This is a genomic window from Cryobacterium sp. TS_SC_7, assembly GCF_056156285.1.
Genome location: NZ_CM149589.1, coordinates 1,137,016 through 1,156,110 on the forward strand (window position 1 = coordinate 1,137,016; position 19,095 = coordinate 1,156,110).

Below are 19,095 nucleotides of genomic sequence, written 5' to 3' on the forward strand. Positions count from 1 at the left end.
GCTCACCGGAAGGCCCGCGGTATGGTCGGCGGGATATTGTGATTGAGCCGGAAGACGTTGTCCGGGTCCCAGGTGCGCTTGAGAGCGCTGAGGCGCTCGAGTTTCGCGGGCCCGAAGACGGCCAGGGCTGCGGCAGCCGGGTCCAGGTCCGGTTCAGCGCCGAGAAAGTTGACGTACTGACCGCCCGAGGCGACCGGCTCCATCTCAGCGGCGAATCCGCGCACGAATGCGATCCGTGCAGCATCGTCGGCGGCGTCGGGCCAGAAACCATAGATGTTCAGCCAGAACCGCCCCGCCCGGTTCGGGAACGGCGTGGCGTCCTCGTCGACCCGCGCGAGCGCTCCGCCCATGTGGTGGATGTCGAAGCCCGTACCCCGCCAGGTCTGTTCGGCTGCTCGCCGCGTGATGACCTGGATCACATCGTCATCGAGCCGGTCGAAGGAGGTGTTCTTCCAGTACCCGCGCACGCCCCGGGGGAACAGTTCATCTGCGGACGACTGCCAGACCGGCCAGCGCGCCGGTCCAACCGCCTCTGCGTCGGGTGGTGCGGCCCGGCGAAGCCGGTCGACGACCTCATAGCCGGCCGTGAGGTCGGCTGACGCCCAGGCGAAGCCGAGCAGCATCAGCGGGTCGTCACCCAGGTTCCAGCCCGGCGGCGGCACCATCAAGCTGATGATCGTGGTCAGCTCGTCCGGCAGATCGTGGGTCCAGGCCGCGAAGGCACGAAGGGCCTCCGTCCAACGGTCTCGACCGTAGATGAGGTTGCCGGTGAGCACTTCGGCGGGCAGCGGATGCGCCTGGAACGTGAACGTGGACACCACCCCGAAGTTGCCGCCGCCTCCACGCAGCCCCCAGAGCAGTTCGGCGTTCTCGCTGTCGCTCGCCGTCACGGTCTCCCCCGCGGACGTCACGAGCTCGGCCGCGACCAGGTTGTCCACGGTCAGGCCGTGGGCGCGGGTCAGCCAGCCGACCCCACCGCCCAGGGTGAGGCCGGCCAGTCCGGTTCCCGAGACGACGCCGACCGGCACCGCCAGCCCATAGGGTTCGGTCACCCGGTCGAGGTCGGCGAGGGTGGCTCCCGGCTGGGCGCGCACAGTGTGGGTGCGCTCGTTCACCTCGACCGCGGTCAGCCTGCCCAGGTCGAGCACCAGGCCGCCGTCGACCGTGCTGTTGCCGGCGACGTTGTGGCCGCCGCCGCGCACCGCCAGAGGGAGGCCGCGGGTGCGTGCGAAATGCACCACCGGTCCGATGTCGGCCGCCACCGCGGCCCGCACGACCGCGACCGGGTGGCGATCGATCATGCCGTTCCAGACTCGTCTGGCCTCGTCGTAGCCGGAGTCGCCGGCCGTGATGACGGTTCCGGAGATGTGCCTCTGGAGGTCGCTCACCTCGTCGAAGGCCTGAGAGTGCCTGCTCTGATGTCGTGTGGTCTGTTTACCCATAACTGTCCCCTGCGATTGCAGTCGTCGCGCTGTGGCTGGCCGCGCGGGAAGTCGTGAGGGCGGCCGGGGTCATCCGCTGGGAACAATGCTGAACACCCGCGCCGACCGCGGCAAGCATGCACCTCGGATAGGGGTTCCACCGGCCCTTTAACGATGAAAGCGGGACCGATCGCGTGGATCGGTCCCGCTGTCGACGTGCGCTGGGGTGTTAGCGCGCGGCTTCGCCGTCGATGTAATCGTCGTCGGCGGAGGCGTTCCAGGCGAACAGCTTGCGCAGCTCGCGGCCGGTGGCTTCGATCGGGTGCTCTTCGCCCTTCTTGCGCAGAGCGAGGAATTCCGGTGCTCCGGCGTCCTGGTCCTGGATGAACCGCTCGGCGAACGCGCCGTTCTGGATGTCGGCGAGAACGGCCTTCATGTTCTCCTTGACGTGGGCGTCGATGACGCGCGGGCCGGAGACGTAGTCGCCGTACTCGGCGGTGTCGGAGACGCTCCAACGCTGCTTGGCGATGCCACCCTCCCACATCAGGTCGACGATGAGCTTGAGCTCGTGCAGCACCTCGAAGTAGGCAACCTGCGGCTGGTAGCCCGCCTCGGTGAGAACCTCGAAACCGTACTGGATCAGCTGCGACGCGCCACCGCAGAGCACGGCCTGCTCGCCGAACAGGTCGGTTTCGGTCTCTTCGGTGAAGGTGGTCTTGATGCCGGCGGCGCGCAGGCCACCGATCGCCTTGGCGTAGCTGAGGGTGAGCGGCCAGGCGGCGCCCGACGCGTCCTTCTCCACGGCGACGATCACGGGAACACCGCGGCCGGCCTCGTACTCGCGGCGCACGGTGTGGCCCGGTCCCTTGGGGGCGACCATGACGACGTCGATGCCCTCGGGAGCCTCGATGTAGCCGAAACGGATGTTGAAGCCGTGTCCGAAGACGAGGGCCTTGCCCGCGGCGAGGTTCGGCAGCACGTCGGCGGCGAACAGGTGACGCTGCACCTGGTCGGGCGCCAGGATGACGATGACGTCGGCCCAGGCGGATGCCTCAGCGGTGCTGAGAACGGTGAAGCCGGCTTCTTCGGCCTTGGCCTTGGACTTCGAGCCGTCCTTGAGGCCGATGACGACCTCGACACCCGAGTCGCGGAGGTTCTGCGCGTGGGCGTGGCCCTGAGAGCCGTAGCCGATGACGGCCACCTTCTTGCCCTGGATGATGGACAGGTCGGCGTCTTTGTCGTAGTAAATCTCAGACACGAGTAAATGTTCTCCTTGTTGTTGGCGGATAAGATCTTGTCGGTGGTCGAGCTTGTCGGTGGTCGAGCTTGTCGGTGGTCGAGCTTGTCGAGACCCGGTGGTCGTGTCTCGTCAAGCTCGACAACCGGGATCCCGGTGGTCGAGCCCGTCGACAACCGTTAGTTTTTGAAGACGCGCTCGCTGATCGATTTCGATCCGCGGCCGATGGCCAGCAGACCGGACTGGGCGATCTCCTTGATCCCGTAGGGCTCGAGCACGCGCAGCAGTGCCTGCGTCTTGCCGGAGTCTCCGGTGACCTCGATCACGACGGCGTCGACGGACACGTCGACGACGCGGGCCCGGAACAGGGTCACGGCTTCGAGCACCATCGACCGGGTCGTGTTGTCGGCGCGCACCTTGACGAGCAGGTGTTCGCGCTGCACCGACTGGGCCGGGTCGAGTTCGACGATCTTGATGACGTTGATCAGCTTGTTCAGCTGCTTCGTCACCTGTTCCAGCGGTGCGTCTTCGACGTCGACGAGGATCGTGATGCGGGAGAGCCCGGGAACCTCGGTGTGGCCGACCGCGAGGCTTTCGATGTTGAAGCCGCGGCGGGCGAAGAGACCGGCGACCCGGGTGAGCAGGCCGGGCTTGTCCTCGACGAGGAGGCTCAGAACGTGGGTGCTCACGGGTTATTCCTCTTCCCAGGTCGGTGCGTGGTCTTTCGCATACTGCACATAGCTGTTGCTGACGCCCTGCGGCACCATCGGCCAGACCATGGCGTCCCGGCTCACGATGAAGTCGATCACCACGGGACGGTCATTGGTCGCCAGCGCGAGCTTGATGGCGTCGTCGACCTGGTCGGGACTGGTGACCCGGATGGCGAGAGCGCCGTAGGCCTCCGCCAGCTTCACGAAGTCCGGCACCATCGCGGAGCCGTGGCCGGTGTGCAGGTCGGTGAAGGAGTGCCGTCCGTCGTAGAACAGCGTCTGCCACTGCCGCACCATGCCCAGCGAGGAGTTGTTGATGACGGCGACCTTGATCGGGATGTTGTTGATCGTGCAGGTGGCCAGTTCCTGGTTGGTCATCTGGAAACATCCGTCGCCGTCGATCGACCAGACGACCCGGTCGGGCTCGGCCACCTTGGCGCCCATCGCGGCGGGAATGGAGTAGCCCATCGTGCCCGCTCCCCCGGAGTTCAGCCAGGAATTGGGCCGCTCATACTTGATGAACTGGGCCGCCCACATCTGGTGCTGGCCGACGCCGGCCGCGTAGACGGCTTCCGGCCCGGTCAACTCACCGATGCGCTGGATCACGAACTGCGGGCTCATCAGGCCGTCCGTCGGCTCGGAGTAGCCGAGCGGGAATTCCTCTCGCAGACCCTTCAGGTAGGTCCACCAGGCGCTGATATCGGGCGTCGTCGTGGTCACCGCGGCCGCGTAGGCCACGGTGAGGTCAGCGATGACCTCCTTGGCGTCACCGACGATGGGAACGTCGGCGGCGCGAATCTTGCCGATCTCCGCGGGGTCGATGTCGACGTGAACGATGGAGGCGTGCGGCGCGAACTCGGAGACCTTGCCGGTGACGCGGTCGTCGAAGCGGGAGCCGAGGGCGATGATCAGGTCGGCTTCCTGCAGCGCGAGCACCGCGGACACCGTGCCGTGCATGCCGGGCATGCCCAGGTGCTGGTCGTGCGAGTCGGGGAACGCACCGCGCGCCATCAGTGTGGTGACGACGGGCGTGTTGCTGAGTTCGGCGAACGCGAGCAGTTCCTCCGACGCGCGGGCACGGATGACGCCGCCGCCCACGTAGAGAACGGGCTTCTTGGCCTCGGCGAGCAACTGGGCCGCGGCCAGCACCTGCTTGCCGTGGGCCTTGGTGACCGGCCGGTAGCCGGGCAGGTCGAGCTTGGGCGGCCAGATGAAGGGGGCGCTCTTCTGTTGGGCGTCCTTGGTGATGTCCACCAGCACCGGGCCGGGCCGGCCGGTGGAGGCGATCAGGTGCGCCGACGCGATGGCCGCGGGGATGTCCTCGGGGCGCTTGACCAGGAAGGAATGCTTCGTGATCGGCATGGTGATGCCGACGATGTCGGCCTCCTGGAAGGCATCCGTGCCCATCAGCGTGGAGAAGACCTGGCCGGTGATGCAGAGGATCGGGACCGAATCCATGTAGGCGTCGGCGATGGCCGTGACCAGGTTGGTGGCGCCGGGGCCGGACGTGGCGATGGCCACTCCGACGCGGTTGCTCGCCGAGGCGTAGCCTTCCGCGGCGTGGCCGGCACCCTGCTCGTGGCGCACCAGGATGTGACGGATGCCGGTCTGGCTCATCAGCTCGTCATAGAGCGGGATGACGGCGCCGCCCGGAAGCCCGAAGACGTCCGTGACGCCCAGGAGCTCCAGCGACCTGATGATCGCGCCGGAACCGGTGATGATCTCGGGCGTACCGGAGTCTGGTGCCGAAACAGGCGCGGCAGGTGAGGGCGACGGTGATGGCACGGGGGTTTCCGCGGTCATGTGATCAGTTCCCTAGTTCGATGACGATTGGTGTGTGCTAGCCCGTGACGGCGCCGACGGCCGCAGACTGGACAAGCTTCGAATACTTTGCGAGAACGCCTCGGGTGTAGCGCGGAGGCAGAGGTGCCCAGCCAACACTCCGGGCGGCCAGCTCATCAGGGTCGACCAGTAGGTCGAGCGTGCGAGCTGCGATATCGACCCGTATCAGATCACCATCGCGCACGAAGGCGATTGGACCTGCGTCCACCGCTTCGGGTGCTATATGGCCGATGCACAGTCCGGTTGTGCCGCCTGAGAATCGACCGTCCGTTAAGAGTAGTACATCCGCGCCGAGCCCGGCGCCCTTGATGGCCGCGGTGATCGAGAGCATCTCCCGCATTCCGGGACCGCCCTTGGGTCCCTCGTAGCGGATGACGACGACGTCGCCCTTCTGGATCTCCCCCGCGGTGAGCGCATCCATGGCGCCGCGCTCACGTTCGAACACGCGTGCGGGGCCCTCGAACACGTCGGAGTCGAAGCCGGCGGTCTTGACGACGGCACCCTCGGGCGCGATCGAACCCTTGAGGATGGTGATTCCGCCGTTGACGTGGATGGGATTGTCGAGGGTGCGCAGTACCGTGCCGTCGAGATCGGGCGGATCGATCTCGGCGAGGTTCTCGGCCACGGTCTTGCCGGTCACGGTGAGCGCGTCACCGTGGATGAGGCCGGCCTCGAGCAGGGCCCGCATCACGGCCGGGACGCCGCCGTGACGGTCGACGTCGTTCATGACGTACTTGCCGAACGGCTTCAGGTCGCCGATGTGCGGCACCTTGTCGCCGATCCGGTTGAAGTCGTCCAGGGTGAGTTCGACCTCGGCCTCGTTCGCGATGGCCAGCAGGTGCAGCACCACGTTGGTGGACCCGCCGAACGCCATCGCCACGGCGATCGCGTTCTCGAAGGCCTTGCGGGTCAGGATGTCCCGGGCCGTGATCCCGAGACGCAGCAGGTTGACGACGGCCTCGCCGGAGCGGTGCGCGTAGTAGTCGCGGCGGCGGTCGGCGGAGGCCGGTGACGCGGAGCCGGGCAGGCTCATGCCGAGGGCCTCGGCCACGCTGGCCATCGTGTTAGCGGTGTACATGCCGCCGCAGGCACCCTCGCCGGGGGCGAAGGCGCACTCGATGCGCTTGGCGTCGGCTGCGGACATCCGCCCGGCCTTGACGGCGCCGACCGCTTCGAAGGAGTCGATGATGGTGATGTCTTTTTCGGTGCCGTCGGAGAGCTTGACCCAGCCGGGGGCGATCGAGCCGGCGTAGAGGAAGACGCTGGCGAGATCGAGGCGGGCCGCGGCCATCAGCATGCCGGGGAGCGACTTGTCGCAACCGGCGAGCAACACGGAGCCGTCGAGGCGCTCGGCCTGCATGACGACCTCGACCGAGTCCGCGATGACCTCGCGGGAGACGAGGGAGAAGTGCATACCCTCGTGGCCCATCGAGATGCCGTCGGAGACGGAGATGGTGCCGAACTGCAGCGGGTAACCGCCGCCGCCGTGCACACCTTCCTTGGCGGCTTGCGCCAGGCGGTCCAGGGAGAGGTTGCAGGGCGTGATCTCGTTCCACGAACTGGCGATGCCGATCTGGGGCTTTTCCCAGTCCGCGTCTCCCATACCCACGGCCCGGAGCATCCCACGCGAGGTGGTGGCTTCGATTCCGTCGGTGACGTCGCGGCTGCGCGGCTTCATGTCGATCTCAGTCATGCACTGAGTCTAGAACGTCCGTTGAGGGAGGACCGCCGTTCGGGGCTTATGCTCCGGCGGCGGCCTCACGCTCCGCGGCGACGGCCGCGCGGGCGTCGGCGATGAGACCCAGCACCAGTGGCACGTCTTCCGGCCCGCGCACGCGATAGCCGGCGAGCGAATCGCCGGCACCGATCTTGAGGCCGACGTCGCCGGGCTGGAGCACGGCGAAGGCGTCCTCGTCGGTGGTGTCGTCGCCGGCGTAGAAGACCCGGTCGGCGCCCGTGTGGCGGCGGAGCCGCTCGAGGGCGTCGCCCTTGGTGCTGGAGCGCACCGCGAATTCGATCACGTCCTTGCCGTCCCGCACGGTCAGTCCGGGCAGCAACGCACCCAGCTCGTCGCGCGCGCTCTTCTGGGCGGCGGCGGCGTTCCGAGGCGTCGCCAGCCGGGTGTGCAGGGCGAGGCCGGCCGGTTTACGTTCGATCCAGGTTCCGTCGACGCTGTCGGCGATGCGCTCGAGCACCCGCGCGAGGGCGTCGAGCTGCTCGAGTTCCACCGTGACGAGGTCGAGTTCGATCTCGGGGGTGTCCAGCTGCACCTCGATCCCGTGCGAGCCGGTGAGGAGCACGTCGGTCTGCGGCTGCGACACGTGCTGCAGGCTGACCAGGGCCCGTCCGGAGACGAACGCGACCCGGACCCCGTCGAGGTCGAGCAGGCGCTGCACGGCTTCGCGGGTGCCGGCCACGGCGCGCGCGTCTTCGGGTTTGTCGACGTGCGGGGCGAGAGTCCCGTCGAAATCGAGGGCGACCAGGATGTTGTCGGCGCGGCTGAGATCCTTCAGCGCGCCGGCGAGGGTGTCGGGGATGCCGGGACGCACGGCGGCTCCCTCGGTCAGGGTGCGGAGGAAGGATGAGGACCAGGCGGCGACGTCGTTGTCGAAGACCTTGCGGCGGAGCGCGCGCATCCGTCGCAGCCGTTCCTGGCGCGGCATCGCGACGGCGCGGAGGATGGCGGCCTTGACCCCGTCGATGTCGTGCGGGTTGATCAGCACGGCCTGTTTAAGTTCGTCGGCGGCTCCGGCGAACTCGCTCAGCACGAGCACTCCGTCACGGTCGAAGCGCACGGCCACGTACTCTTTGGCGACGAGGTTCATGCCGTCGCGCAGGGCGGTCACCAGCATCACGTCGGCGGCGAGGTACAGTGCGACCATCTCCTCGCGGGGGTAGCCGTGGTGGTGGTAGCTGATCGCGGTGTGGCTGATGGTGGAGAAGTCGCCGTTGAGGCGGCCGACGGCCAGTTCGATCTCGTCCCGCAGGGCGATGTAGGGGCCGACGCGTTCCCGCGAAGGGCTCGCCACCTGCACCAGCGTCACGTCCTCCACACTCAGGCTGCCGTCGGCGAGCAGCTCGCCGAACGCCTTGATGCGGTGGGCGATGCCCTTGGTGTAGTCGAGCCGGTCCACGCCCAGCATGATCGTCTTGGGGTTGCCGAGGTCTTCCCGGATCTGGCGCGCCCGCTCCTGGATCTCGGGGCGGCGCGCCAGTTCCTCGTAGGCGGCGGCGTCGATGGAGATCGGGAAATGCTTGGCGATCACCCGGCGGTGCGTGCCCTCGGGGGCAGGCACGTCGATGGCGACGCCGCGGGTCGGGTAGCCGTAGAGCCGGCGCACGGCGCGGGAGAAGTTGCCGGCGTCGGCGAGGCGCTGGAAGCCGATCAGGTCGGCGCCGAGCAGGCCGTCGAGGATCTGCTTGCGCCAGGGCAGCTGCGCGTAGATCCCGTACGGCGGGAACGGAATGTGGTTGAAGAAGCCGATCACGAGGTCGGGGCGCAGGTCGCGCAGCATCCGTGGCACGAGCTGCAACTGGTAGTCGTGCACCCACACCGTCGCCCCGTGGGCGGCGGCGGATGCGGCGGCTTCGGCGAAGCGGCGGTTCACCCGCACGTATGCCTCCCACCATTCGCGGTGGAAGCGTGGCGGAGCGATCACGTCGTGGTAGAGCGGCCAGATGGTGTCGTTGGAGAATCCTTCGTAGTACTCCTCCAGTTCGGACTCGCTGAGCCGCACCGGGACGATGGAGATGCCGTCGTTCTCGAACGGCTCGAACGTGCGGTCTGCGATGCCGGGCCAGCCCACCCAGGCACCGTCAGTACTGCGCATCATGGGTTCGAGAGCGGTGACCAGGCCGCCGGGCGAGGTGCGCCAGCCTTCGGTTCCGTCGTCGGAGACCTCGATCTCGACCGGGAGTCGGTTGGACACCACAACCAGTGAGTAGGTCGGGCTCGTGCCGGCGGATGCCGTTGTCTCGGCTGCAGAAGTAATGGGTTCATCCGTTCCGGCGAGCGCTGAGCGCGACCACCTTGCTGGACTCCAAGGTTATCAGCGAGCCGGAATCCGTTGCCGGAGCGGCCTTTCGGACACGGTCGATCGGCATGGTGACAACTTTGAGGTAACGCGCGTATTTTGGCGTGTGAATCGTGTCCCGTCGTGTCCCCTCCTCATCGGTTGTGTCACGTGACGGCTCGACCCCGGAGACCTGTTCGATCAAAGGCGGACCCATGGACCTGAGTTTTCTGCTGAGCTGGGTGTTGATCGCGCTCGCGACCATCAGCCTCGTTGTCTTCGTCTCGTTCTTCCTGGTGGTGCGGGCGGTGTACAAGCGCCTTCGCCGCAGCCGCGCTCTCTCCGGCGCGGTGCTGCGTTCTCGCACCCGCCTCAGCTGGGGCCCACAGCACGAGGTTCTGAAGCTGCAGTTGCGGCTGACGGAATCCCTCGCCAGCGGTCAGGCGGCCGTCGACCTGGCCCGGCAGAATGCTGGTCCGCTCGGCGAGCTTCCCCGACTCTTTCGTCGGATCCAGAGTGAAGGCGTCAGTGTGCAATCGCAGTTGCGGCTGCTGACGAGCGAGACCGATCCCGTGGCGCTCGCCGAGGCGATCCCGGTGGCGGGCCGCCGCGTCGACCGGGTGACCAGGCTGGTGCGCCGTCTCCGCTCCGCAGTCTCCGCCGGCCTCGGGGACCTCACCGATGACAGCCTGACGACGCTGCACTCTGATGTCGAGCATGAGGTTGCAGCACTCCGAGCCGGAGTCGAGGAGTTGCGCTCCCTCAACGGCCGCGAGGATTCACCCCCGGCGCGTCGGCCCGTCCCCGTGCACCACCTCAGTAGGAAGAGTGAATCATGAGCCTCACCTCGCGGCTGCGGGTCATCCTCCGCAGCAAGTCCAACCGCGCTCTGACCCGGATGGAGGACCCTCGCGAGGCGCTTGACGACAGTTATGAGCAGCAGGTGCGGATGCTCCAGCAGGTGCGCCAGGGCCTGGCCGAGGTTGCCACGGCGAAGAAGCGGATCGAACTGCAGGGGCAGGATATGGGTGGTCGCTACCAGCGGCTGGCCGACCAGGCCCAGGAAGCGCTCAACCAGGGCAGGGAAGACCTCGCCCGCACGGCGCTGGAACGCCGCTCGCTCCTCGAGGGCCAGGTGGCCGGGATCCGGGAGCAGTACCTGGCATTGGCACAGCAGCAGGCGCAACTGCAGGACAACGAGCGCCGTCTCGCCGAACGGATCGCCGCCTTCCGCACAGAGAAGGAAACGATGAAGGCCACCTACGCCGCCTCTGAGGCGCGGGTGAAGGCCAACGAGGCCGCGGCCGGGCTCGGCTCCGAGATGACCGACGCCGGTGCCGGCCTGGATCGGGCCAGGGACAGGGTCGCCCAGATGCAGGCCCGCGCTGCCGCCACCGACGAGTTGCTCTCCAGCGGCGCTCTGAACGATGCCACGGCACCGCCCGACGCGGACCTTGAACGGCAGCTATCGGCCGGTGCGACGAAAGCGGATGTCGACCGCCAGCTTCAGGCACTGAAGGAGGCCCGCGCCGCCGCCGGGGGTCGCACCCCGGGCACCCACGCCCGGGGAGGAAGCGACGGCTGGCTGAGCATCGGCCAGACCCCGACCACCCCCTAGCCCCAGCCCCGCACGGTCGGGGTGAGGCGTTCGGGGCGCAGCACTCAGCCGCGCACCTGCGCCAGCCCGAAGGAGCGGGCGCCGCGCCGCCTCGCGACGGTCGCGTAGGAGGCGAGCACGCTCACCAGCGCGAAGATCACCAGGATGGCCGCGGGCCCTCCGGCGCCGCCTGCGCTGCCGGAGACGATGGCCTGCATGCCCTCCACGGCCCAGGTCAGCGGCAGGTACGGGCTGATCAGCTGGAACGGCGCGGACACCAGCTCGATCGGGTAGAGCCCGCCCACCGCCGTGAGCTGCAATGCGAGTAGCACCAGGGAGACCACGATGCCGACCCGGCCGAAGGCGGCCGTGAGGAAGTGGTGCACCGCCGCGAACACGAAGGCGAGGAACACCGCGAAGGCCAGCGTGGCCGGCAGCAGCGACCACGCCACCCCCAGGGTGCTGTGCAGCAGCAGGACCACGACCGCGGCCTGGGCGGCGGCGATTCCGAACGCGCGACCGAGACTGCGCACTACGAGGCCGCCAGTGGACGCGGTCGATGCCAGGGCGATGGCGGACAGCGGCTTCATGACCAGGAAGATGGCCAGTGCACCGATCCAGAGCCCGATCGGCACGAAGACCATCCCGATCACCGGGCCGATCGACGCGAACGCGTTGTCACGCTCCGCGCTGATGCCCACGGGTTCGGAGACCACCGCCGAGGTCAGGGCCGGGTCGGTGTCGGTGAGCGGGGCCGCACCGTCGGCGCCCTCCTGCAGACCGCTGGCCAGGTCGGCCGCACCCGTTTCGAGCTGGCGGGCGCCCGCGGCGGCATCCGTTGTCCCGGTGGCCAGCTGCGAGAGACCGGTGGAGATTCCCGCGACCCCGGTGGCGAGGTCGCCGGCCCCGCCGCGCAGCTCGCCGCCGCCGGCCGCGAGCAGGCTCGCACCGGTCGCGCTCTGAGACACGCCGTCGAGCACGCCCTGGATGCCGGGACCGGCCTGGCTGATGCCGGGGCTCTGCGCCGCGAGGGCGTCCAGTCCCCCCTGGATCTCAAGCAGGGTCAGCGCGTAATCGGCGACCCGGGGGTCGTTCTGCATGGCGGCGTTGAGCTGCCGGAACCCGTCGGCGCTTTTCTGCACCCCGGCGGCGTAGGCCGGCAGACCGGTGGCGAGCGGGGCCAGCCCGGCCGCACCCGTGTTCAGCTGGGTCAGGCCGTCGCTGAGGCCCGTGACGCCCTGCGTGTACTCGGTCACGCCGGAGGAGAATGTGGCGGCGCCGGTCGCGGCCGTCGAGGCCCCGGTGGCCGCGGCGGCCGTGCCGCCGGCCAGCGAATCCAGTCCGGTGGCCACGCCGGAGACCCCGGTCGAAACCTGAGCGGCGCCATCCGCCGCCTGGGTCAGGGACTCCCCCAGCACGGCCAGGTTCGTGTACAGCCCGTTGAGGTACTGCGACGTGATCTCACGGCCGAAGACACCCGACATGGCCGTGCCCACCGACTGCGCCACCGATCCGGCCAGGAACGAGTGCGCGTCATCCGTGCGGATGTCCAGATCCGCCTGCACGGGCGCGGCGCCGCCCAGCGAGGTCACCGATGAGGAGAAGTCTGCCGGGATCGTGAGAACGGCGTAGGCCTCGCCGGAGGCCAGGGCGGCCGCGGCATCCGTGGAGTTGGAGATCGTCCAGTCGAAACCGGTGGCCTCAGATCCGTCACCGGACGGCTTGGTGAGCTCGGTCACCAGCAGTCGCCCGGCGAGCACCGGTTGCTCGGTGCCGTCGGGGAGGGTTGTGGTGACGATTTCGTCGTTGTTGACGACGATCGCCGGCAGGGTGTCCACACGCTGGTCAGCGGTCGCCAAGGCGCCGGCGAAGAGGCCGGCCACCGCGAGCGGCACCACGATCAGACCGGCCAGGAGAGCCCCGAAGGCCCATCGGCGCTCCCCGGGAGTGCGGCTGAAGAGTTTCTCGAGCCTGGTGCTCATCGCTGCAGGGCCTTTCGGTCAGAAGGGGCTCCGTCGAGGGAGCGTCGGTCACGGGAGTCGAGGTGGAGGGTCTGCACGGGCCGGTCACCGCGGTAGACCGGTGCGGTATCCGGGAAGGACGCTGCGCCGAGGATCAGGGTGGTCGATGCCGGGGCGAGGGTCGCCAGCACCTGCACGAGGTCGCGCCCCGACGGGTCGACGGGCAACCCCTCGCCCAGGTCGACGATGACGACGCCCGGGTTCTCGGTGAGCGCCGCAGCCACGAGCACGGCGGCGCGATCGAGGGCGGAGAGCGACGACACGGTCGTGCCGGACCGGATCGGGCTGGTCGCCGGAGCGGCCCGGCCGCTGCCGACCGCCACATTCAGGTGCCCGACCCACCCGGAGAGCAAGGAACGACGGGACGCAGCCCGGTACCACGGATGCGCCAGGTCCAGCCGTTCGGCCAGCAACTCCCCCACGGTCAGGCCGTTGTCCCGGCTATCGCCCACGTCGGCGAGCGCCACCATCCGGAGGGCGCGAGCGCGTTCGGACGGCAGCGGTGCACCCTGCACCTGGAGGCGGCCGAACACCGGGTCGAGCCGGCCGGCCAGTGTGGCGGCGATGACGCGGCGGTGCGTGGCGGAGCCGGTCATCAGGACGACCGTGCCGGAATCGATGGCGAGGTCGAGCGGGCCGAACGGGCTCTCCGGCAGACCGAAGACGGTGCCCTCGGCCGTGATGGCGTGCGTCTGGCCGGTGGCCCACTCCTTGTCGGCCAGGTGCTGGCGCAGACCCTCACCCTCGATGTCGACGTTGGGCAGGATGCGGGAGAGCCATCGCGGCAACCACCAGGCGGCGTCGCCGGCGAGAGCCATTGCGGCCGGGACCAGCGTCATCCGCACCAGGAACGCGTCGAGGAAGACTCCGACGGCGAGGGCGAATGCGATGCCCTTGATCGCCCCGGTGCCCTCGGGCACGAAGGCGAAGAAGACGAAGAACATGATCAGGGCCGCGGCCGTCACCACCCGGGCGGCGTGGGAGAACCCGTGCACGATGGATTCGCGGGCTAGGCCGGTCTTCACGAACTCCTCCCGCATGCCGGAGACGAGGAACACCTCGTAGTCCATCGCGAGGCCGAAGAGAACGGCCATCAGCAGGATGGGCAGGAAGCTCAGGATCGGCCCGGGGGTCTCGACCCCGAGCAGGTCGGAGAACCAGCCCCACTGGAAGATCATCACGGTCGCGCCGATCGATGCGGCCACCGACAAAAGGAAGCCGAGGGCTGCCTTGATCGGCACGAAGATCGAGCGGAACACCATGGTCAGCAGGATGATCGAGAGCCCCACCACGATCAGCGCGAATGGCACGAGCGCGTTGCTGAGTCGGTTGGAGATGTCGATCCCCACCGCGGTCGCGCCGGTCACGGCTATGGGGGTGCCCAGGTCGTCGTCGATCGAGGGTGCGAGATCTCGGATGGCTTGCACGAGAGCCTTGGTCTCGGGCGCATTCGGCGCGCTTTCCGGCATGACCTGGATGATGGCGGTGTCGACGGTCGGGTTCGGTGTTCCCTTGCCGACGAACGCGACGTCGGGAAGGGTTCGCAGTTCCGCGCCGATGGTGTCGAGGTCGGCGAAGATATCCGTTGTCTGGGTGATGTCGACGACGACGATGAGCGGACCGTTGTACCCAGGCCCGAAGCCCTCTTCGAGCATGGTGAACGCCTCCCGCTGCGTCGACCCGGCCGGCTCGGACGCCCCGTCGGGCAGGTTCAGGTCGAGGCTGAGCGCCGGGATCGCCAGAGTGCCGAGCACTCCCACCACCAGGAGAACGGCCACGATCGGCGCCCGGAGTACAAGATTCACCCAGCGGTGGCCGAGCGTGGGCCGGCCGGTGTCCGGTCGGGTGGCGCGGCGGTGCGCGCGACTGCCCGCCTTGGGGGTGAGGCGCCCCTTGGCCAGTCCGAGAACGGCGGGGAGTAGTGTGACGGCCACGAAGATCGAGATCAGCACGGCGAAGGCGGCCCCGAGCCCCATCACGCTGAGGAACGGGATTCCGACCACGAGCAGCCCGAGCAGGGCGATGATCACGGTGATCCCGGCGAAGACGACGGCGCTGCCCGCGGTGGCCACGGCCGTGGCCGCCGAGTCGTGCGGTTCGACGCCGTTGGCGAGCTGCGTTCGGTGCCGCGACAGGATGAAGAGCGCGTAGTCGATGCCGACGGCGAGGCCGAGCATCAGGGCGAGCATGGGCGCCGTGCTGGAGACGGGCACGAAGGCGGAGATCACGGTGATGCCGCCGATGGCGACCCCCACCCCGATCAGGGCCATCAGCAGCGGCATCCCGGCGGACATGAGCGAGCCGAAGGTGATCAGCAGAACCACGCCGGCGAAAATCAGGCCGAGCACCTCGGAAACGGTGATGCCGAAGGTGTTGTCCGCGAACACCTGGCCGCCGAAGGCGACCTTCAGGCCCGCGCCCTCGGCGATCTCCCGGGTCCCGGTCACATCGTCGAGGGTCTCCGCGGTGACGTCGGTCGACAGGCCCGACAGCTGCACCTGGCTGAACGCGCTCTCCGTGTCGTCTGAGATGGCGCCTGAGGCGTATTCGTCGAAGGGTGTCAGCACCGAGTCGACGCCGGCAACATCCGCCAGCTCGGCGGCCATGTCGACGATGGCCGTGCGGTAGGGCTCGTCGTTGACGGATGCCCCGTCCGGCGCCGTGTAGACGACCTGCACCGCAGCGCCCGCCGCCTGGGGGAACACCTCCCCGAGCTTGTCGATGGAGTCCTGTGATTCCGTGCCGGGAATCGCGTAGGACTCCTGGGTCTGGCCGCCGAGCGCGACCCCGACGCCGAGGATCCCGACCAGCAGTAGCGCCCAGATGCCGATCACCAGGCCCGCGCGGCGGTAGGCGAAGTGGCCGATTCGGTAGAGGAGGGTTGCCATGGGTGCTACTTCCGGGACGGGGTGGTGCGAACGGTGACGGGGGCAAGCAATTCGGTGACGACGACCAGCAGGGCAGGTCGAATTTCGTCGGCCGGTGCGATCTCCTGGCCGAGGAACGTCATTCCGGCGACGAGTGTGTATGCGGCGCCGCCGAGGGCGATACCGAAACGGATGCGGTCCTCCGTGCTGGCCTCGCCGTGGCAGAGCGTGTCGGACAGACGTACGATCAGCACCCCCGCCCGGTCGATGACGGGAATGCCGCGCAGCGACTGGGACTGATTGATGAACGTGTGCAGCTCGAGTCGGAATTCGAGGATGAAGTCGATGAAGTCGTTGACGAATCGTCGTCGGCTCTCGACGGTTTCCGCTGTGGCCAGGAAGACCTCGAGAATGGCCTCGAGCCGGTCGATGGCCGGGGTCAGAACCTCTTCGAGCAGGGCTTCCTTGGAGGCGAAGTGGTAGAGCACGCTCGACTTCGAGTAGCCCGCCGCGTCGGCGATCTGCTGCAACGAGGTTCCGGCGAAGCCGACCGAGGCGAACTGTTCCAGCGCCGTGGCCCGCAGTTCGACGCTGGCACTCGGACGGGCGTTCGCGGGTGGGGGCACGGATGCGTCAGAAGTCACCCGGCAAACGCTAGCTGACCGATCGGTCAGAGCCTGTCCGATCGGTCAGATTGTCGGGGAATACGCAGCCAGGCGCTATCCGGGTTAGCGTAGGCACCGGAGGTCTACATGCGAAAGTTCGTTTTCAGCAGCGCAATGATCGGCGTTCTCGCCGGTGGATGGAACATCCTGCACGCCACACGGACCGGTCCCCGTGACTGGCGCCTGGCGTTGATGTGGATCGGCTGGATGCTCAGCGCCGCCGTCGCCATCGGAACGGTCATTCAGGATGCCGACGACCGTCAGATCGAGACCTAACTCGACTCTCGCCCGGCGTGTCAGCCGGGTTCGATGCTCGGGCAGCGACACACTGGGAAGTTCACGGGCACGATTGCCGAAAGGGGCTCCGGATGTTTGGTCGTCGACGTCGCGTCGTACCGGTCGCACCGGTCACTCCCCCGCCTGTTCCCGAGCTCAGCGATGCTCAGGTCTTTGAGCTCCTGCACACCCAGATCGCCCGACTGGTCGGCACGCAGGGTCAATGGACCCTCGTTCCCCGCAGCGCCGACGACACGGACGTGATCTTCCACGGTCTCAAGGCGCACCAGATCGCGTCGTCTCTGGCAGCAGTGCTGCGCGCCGAAACCTCTGTGCTGCGCGGCGAGGTCGTCGCCGAACCCACGTCCCTGCCCTTCACTCCGGCCCCCATCTCGGTGTGGGCCGAACCGGAGAGCGTCATGCCTGCAGTCACGCTGCCGCGCTTCTCCGCCGATTCTTCGAAGGACCACGCCCGGCTCGTCGCCTGACCTCTGCCAGTCCCTCAACCCGGCGAGCCACCCGCCCGAGGTTCGCCTCCCCGGTGATCGAGCCTGTCGAGACCCGGCGAGCCACCCGCCCGAGGCTCCCACGACGGTGGTCGAGCCTGTCGAGACCCGGTGGTCGAGCCTGTCGAGACCCGGCAACCCGCCCTCCAGAGACTCCCACAACGGCGGTCGAGCCTGTCGAGACCCGGGGCCTGTCGAGACCCGGGGACCCACCCTCCAGAGGCTCCCGCGACGGTGGTCGAGCCTGTCGAGACCCGGGGCCACGGGCCACGCCTACAGAGTGGCCCGTTTGCTCGGCAGTGCGATCAGCGTTTGTTCCGGGTCGACGTCGACGGGTGGCCGAAGCCAATATTCCGTCCCGGTGCGAATGATGCTCCAGTGCTGGTTATGCAGCAACAGGTGGTGCGGATGGCAGAGCAGCACCCCGTCGGCAAGGTCAGTGTAGCCGTTGTCCGCGAGCCATCCGTTGATGTGGTGTGCCTCAGACCACGCGGGTGATCGATCGCAATCCACCCACCGGCAGCCTCCGTCGCGCACACCCATCGCCGCCCGTTGCGCTTCGGTGAAGAGACGTTGGTCACGTCCGACGTTGATGATCTGCCCGGTGTCGTCAACCTGGATGCCGCGGGTTCCGGTATCGCAGAGCAGCCGGTCGATGGTCTCCTGTGATATCGGCACGGGGTTGCCTTCGATCTGCCCGTGGGCGGCGGCTTCGCGGGTTTCGGTGGCTGCGGCGGGAACCGGGCCACCCTGGGCGGCCTGGCCGGGGGCCGGCTGGCCCTCCTTCACGGCCTTCTCGGTGACGATGACCCGCACCGCGGGGCGGCGGCCGCCGAAGACGCGGCCCTGGTCGGCTTCGCCGGCGATCTTCAGCAACTGCACGAGGGCGTCGGCGGCGATCTGCTCCGTGCTGCGGGGGTCGTCCTGCACACGTTTCGCCCACGCGGCCTTGTCCTTGTCGACGAAACGCACCCCGCCACGGCGAGGGCTGGTCACGGAGTCGAAAGTCGAGAGCACGAATTCGCCGTCTTCCGGGGCGAAGAGCCCATTCAGGCGAACCTTGCCGTTGCCGAGCCGGTAGACCCGCAGGAACCGATCGTCGTGCGCCTGCTTCTCCCGGGCGGCGATGCCGGCTTCGTCGAGCTGGTCGCGCATCCGCCGGGCGAGTTTGAAGACCTGATCGACATTCAGTGACGCGGCCTCAATGAGGAGGGACTCGAGGGCGGTGCCGAGCCTCTCGGCGGTGACCGCGGCATCGATCTCGCCGAGGCCGGTACGGATCGACTCGGCCGCATCGACCGAGAGGGTGCCGTCGGTGACGGCGTGGGCGATCGGCGCCTGCCACGGCACCTTCGCGGCGAAAGAAGCGACCGCGGCGGCATCCACATCGGATGATTCCACGGCAGCCTCGACCAGTTTCTCCGCCGCCTCAGCATCGGCCATCATCGTGCCGACCGCGACGAGCTTGAAGGCGTCGTTCTTCGTCGACCCGGTCACCGTCTGGATGAGTGCCTCGGGCGAGAGGAACCCCTGCTGCGCGGCCAGTCCGGAGTGCCCGAGCTCGGGTCGCGAGCGACGGGCGATGGTTGCCGCCATCCACGCCGACCGGGTGTCGAGGAGCCGCCGGGCGGCTGCGATCTGCTTCTGGCCGGCCAGCACCTCGGCATCGGGAAGAGCCTCGTAGTCGGCGCAGGAGGAGCCCAGGCGGGCGACGGCATCCGTTGCCGTTCTGAGATCATCTGCGGTGGTGGTCATGTGTCGAGAATACCAGAACTAGTAGGTGTAGTCGAGAGTCTATCACCAAAATTTGAACGAATGTAGAAGTCGTGTTCTACGAGGTCTCGACAAGCTCGACCACCGAAGGCGGGCCGCGAGGTCTCGACAAGCTCGACCACCGAAGGAGGGCCGCCGGGTCTCGACAAGCTCGACCACCGAAGGAG

14 protein-coding genes are annotated in these 19,095 nt (G+C 68.3%); 4 read left to right on the top strand and 10 right to left on the bottom strand.

From position 1 onward, the window contains the following. Nucleotides 1-2: 2 nt before the first annotated feature. The 6 genes from AC0J5J_RS05315 to AC0J5J_RS05340 form a co-directional block, all read right to left on the bottom strand. Nucleotides 3-1,442: an FAD-binding oxidoreductase gene (locus AC0J5J_RS05315; RefSeq protein WP_474899886.1), complete on the bottom strand. Its 1,440-nt coding sequence runs from the start codon at nt 1,440-1,442 to the stop codon at nt 3-5. Between the two features lie 208 nt (nt 1,443-1,650). Then, nucleotides 1,651-2,679 (bottom strand): ketol-acid reductoisomerase, encoded by a 1,029-nt coding sequence (ilvC, locus tag AC0J5J_RS05320; RefSeq protein WP_134424932.1) that lies wholly within the window; start codon nt 2,677-2,679, stop codon nt 1,651-1,653. 158 nt (nt 2,680-2,837) lie between these two features. Further along, on the bottom strand, nt 2,838-3,347 hold the full coding sequence (ilvN, locus tag AC0J5J_RS05325; RefSeq protein WP_134362524.1) for an acetolactate synthase small subunit: 510 nt from the start codon (nt 3,345-3,347) through the stop codon (nt 2,838-2,840). 3 nt (nt 3,348-3,350) lie between these two features. Further along, a complete protein-coding gene (locus AC0J5J_RS05330; RefSeq protein WP_474899887.1) occupies nt 3,351-5,171 on the bottom strand; it encodes an acetolactate synthase large subunit in 1,821 nt (606 codons plus the stop codon). Nucleotides 5,172-5,208: 37 nt separating this feature from the next. Then, nucleotides 5,209-6,903, bottom strand: coding sequence for a dihydroxy-acid dehydratase (ilvD, locus tag AC0J5J_RS05335; RefSeq protein WP_134424934.1), 1,695 nt, complete (start codon nt 6,901-6,903; stop codon nt 5,209-5,211). Between the two features lie 46 nt (nt 6,904-6,949). Beyond that, nucleotides 6,950-9,202, bottom strand: a complete 2,253-nt coding sequence (locus tag AC0J5J_RS05340) for a bifunctional alpha,alpha-trehalose-phosphate synthase (UDP-forming)/trehalose-phosphatase (RefSeq protein ID WP_474900196.1) — start codon at nt 9,200-9,202, stop codon at nt 6,950-6,952. A gap of 236 nt (nt 9,203-9,438) precedes the next feature. Between AC0J5J_RS05340 and AC0J5J_RS05345 the strand changes: the two genes are divergently transcribed. Further along, nucleotides 9,439-10,062 (top strand): hypothetical protein, encoded by a 624-nt coding sequence (locus AC0J5J_RS05345; protein WP_474899888.1) that lies wholly within the window; start codon nt 9,439-9,441, stop codon nt 10,060-10,062. Beyond that, nucleotides 10,059-10,841: a PspA/IM30 family protein gene (locus tag AC0J5J_RS05350; RefSeq protein ID WP_474899889.1), complete on the top strand. Its 783-nt coding sequence runs from the start codon at nt 10,059-10,061 to the stop codon at nt 10,839-10,841. Before AC0J5J_RS05345 ends, AC0J5J_RS05350 begins: the two co-directional genes overlap by 4 nt. A 44-nt stretch (nt 10,842-10,885) precedes the next feature. Here AC0J5J_RS05350 and AC0J5J_RS05355 read toward each other — a convergent pair whose 3' ends face one another. The 3 genes from AC0J5J_RS05355 to AC0J5J_RS05365 are packed head-to-tail and all read right to left on the bottom strand — an operon-like array spanning nt 10,886 to nt 16,352. Beyond that, nucleotides 10,886-12,802, bottom strand: coding sequence for a YhgE/Pip family protein (locus tag AC0J5J_RS05355; RefSeq protein WP_474899890.1), 1,917 nt, complete (start codon nt 12,800-12,802; stop codon nt 10,886-10,888). After that, nucleotides 12,799-15,729 (bottom strand): MMPL family transporter, encoded by a 2,931-nt coding sequence (locus AC0J5J_RS05360; RefSeq protein ID WP_474899891.1) that lies wholly within the window; start codon nt 15,727-15,729, stop codon nt 12,799-12,801. The genes AC0J5J_RS05355 and AC0J5J_RS05360 overlap by 4 nt, the downstream gene beginning before the upstream one ends. A gap of 5 nt (nt 15,730-15,734) precedes the next feature. Further along, nucleotides 15,735-16,352 (bottom strand): TetR/AcrR family transcriptional regulator, encoded by a 618-nt coding sequence (locus AC0J5J_RS05365; protein WP_241972769.1) that lies wholly within the window; start codon nt 16,350-16,352, stop codon nt 15,735-15,737. Between the two features lie 108 nt (nt 16,353-16,460). On the opposite strand from AC0J5J_RS05365, the gene AC0J5J_RS05370 reads away from it, so the two are divergent. Beyond that, complete coding sequence (locus AC0J5J_RS05370) at nt 16,461-16,649, top strand: hypothetical protein (RefSeq protein WP_134424940.1); 189 nt, start codon at nt 16,461-16,463, stop codon at nt 16,647-16,649. Between the two features lie 92 nt (nt 16,650-16,741). Beyond that, on the top strand, nt 16,742-17,137 hold the full coding sequence (locus AC0J5J_RS05375) for a hypothetical protein (protein WP_474899892.1): 396 nt from the start codon (nt 16,742-16,744) through the stop codon (nt 17,135-17,137). Between the two features lie 291 nt (nt 17,138-17,428). Here AC0J5J_RS05375 and AC0J5J_RS05380 read toward each other — a convergent pair whose 3' ends face one another. Then, nucleotides 17,429-18,910: a DUF222 domain-containing protein gene (locus AC0J5J_RS05380; RefSeq protein ID WP_474899893.1), complete on the bottom strand. Its 1,482-nt coding sequence runs from the start codon at nt 18,908-18,910 to the stop codon at nt 17,429-17,431. Nucleotides 18,911-19,095: the final 185 nt, after the last annotated feature.

Coding starts and splice junctions, on each gene's coding strand:
- AC0J5J_RS05370 (WP_134424940.1), top strand. CDS start 16,461: ATGCGAAAGTTCGTTTTCAGCAGCGCAATGATCGGCGTTCTCGCCGGT.
- ilvD (WP_134424934.1), bottom strand. CDS start 6,903: ATGACTGAGATCGACATGAAGCCGCGCAGCCGCGACGTCACCGACGGA.
- AC0J5J_RS05360 (WP_474899891.1), bottom strand. CDS start 15,729: ATGGCAACCCTCCTCTACCGAATCGGCCACTTCGCCTACCGCCGCGCG.
- AC0J5J_RS05315 (WP_474899886.1), bottom strand. CDS start 1,442: ATGGGTAAACAGACCACACGACATCAGAGCAGGCACTCTCAGGCCTTC.
- AC0J5J_RS05355 (WP_474899890.1), bottom strand. CDS start 12,802: ATGAGCACCAGGCTCGAGAAACTCTTCAGCCGCACTCCCGGGGAGCGC.
- AC0J5J_RS05330 (WP_474899887.1), bottom strand. CDS start 5,171: ATGACCGCGGAAACCCCCGTGCCATCACCGTCGCCCTCACCTGCCGCG.
- AC0J5J_RS05350 (WP_474899889.1), top strand. CDS start 10,059: ATGAGCCTCACCTCGCGGCTGCGGGTCATCCTCCGCAGCAAGTCCAAC.
- AC0J5J_RS05345 (WP_474899888.1), top strand. CDS start 9,439: ATGGACCTGAGTTTTCTGCTGAGCTGGGTGTTGATCGCGCTCGCGACC.
- AC0J5J_RS05375 (WP_474899892.1), top strand. CDS start 16,742: ATGTTTGGTCGTCGACGTCGCGTCGTACCGGTCGCACCGGTCACTCCC.
- AC0J5J_RS05380 (WP_474899893.1), bottom strand. CDS start 18,910: ATGACCACCACCGCAGATGATCTCAGAACGGCAACGGATGCCGTCGCC.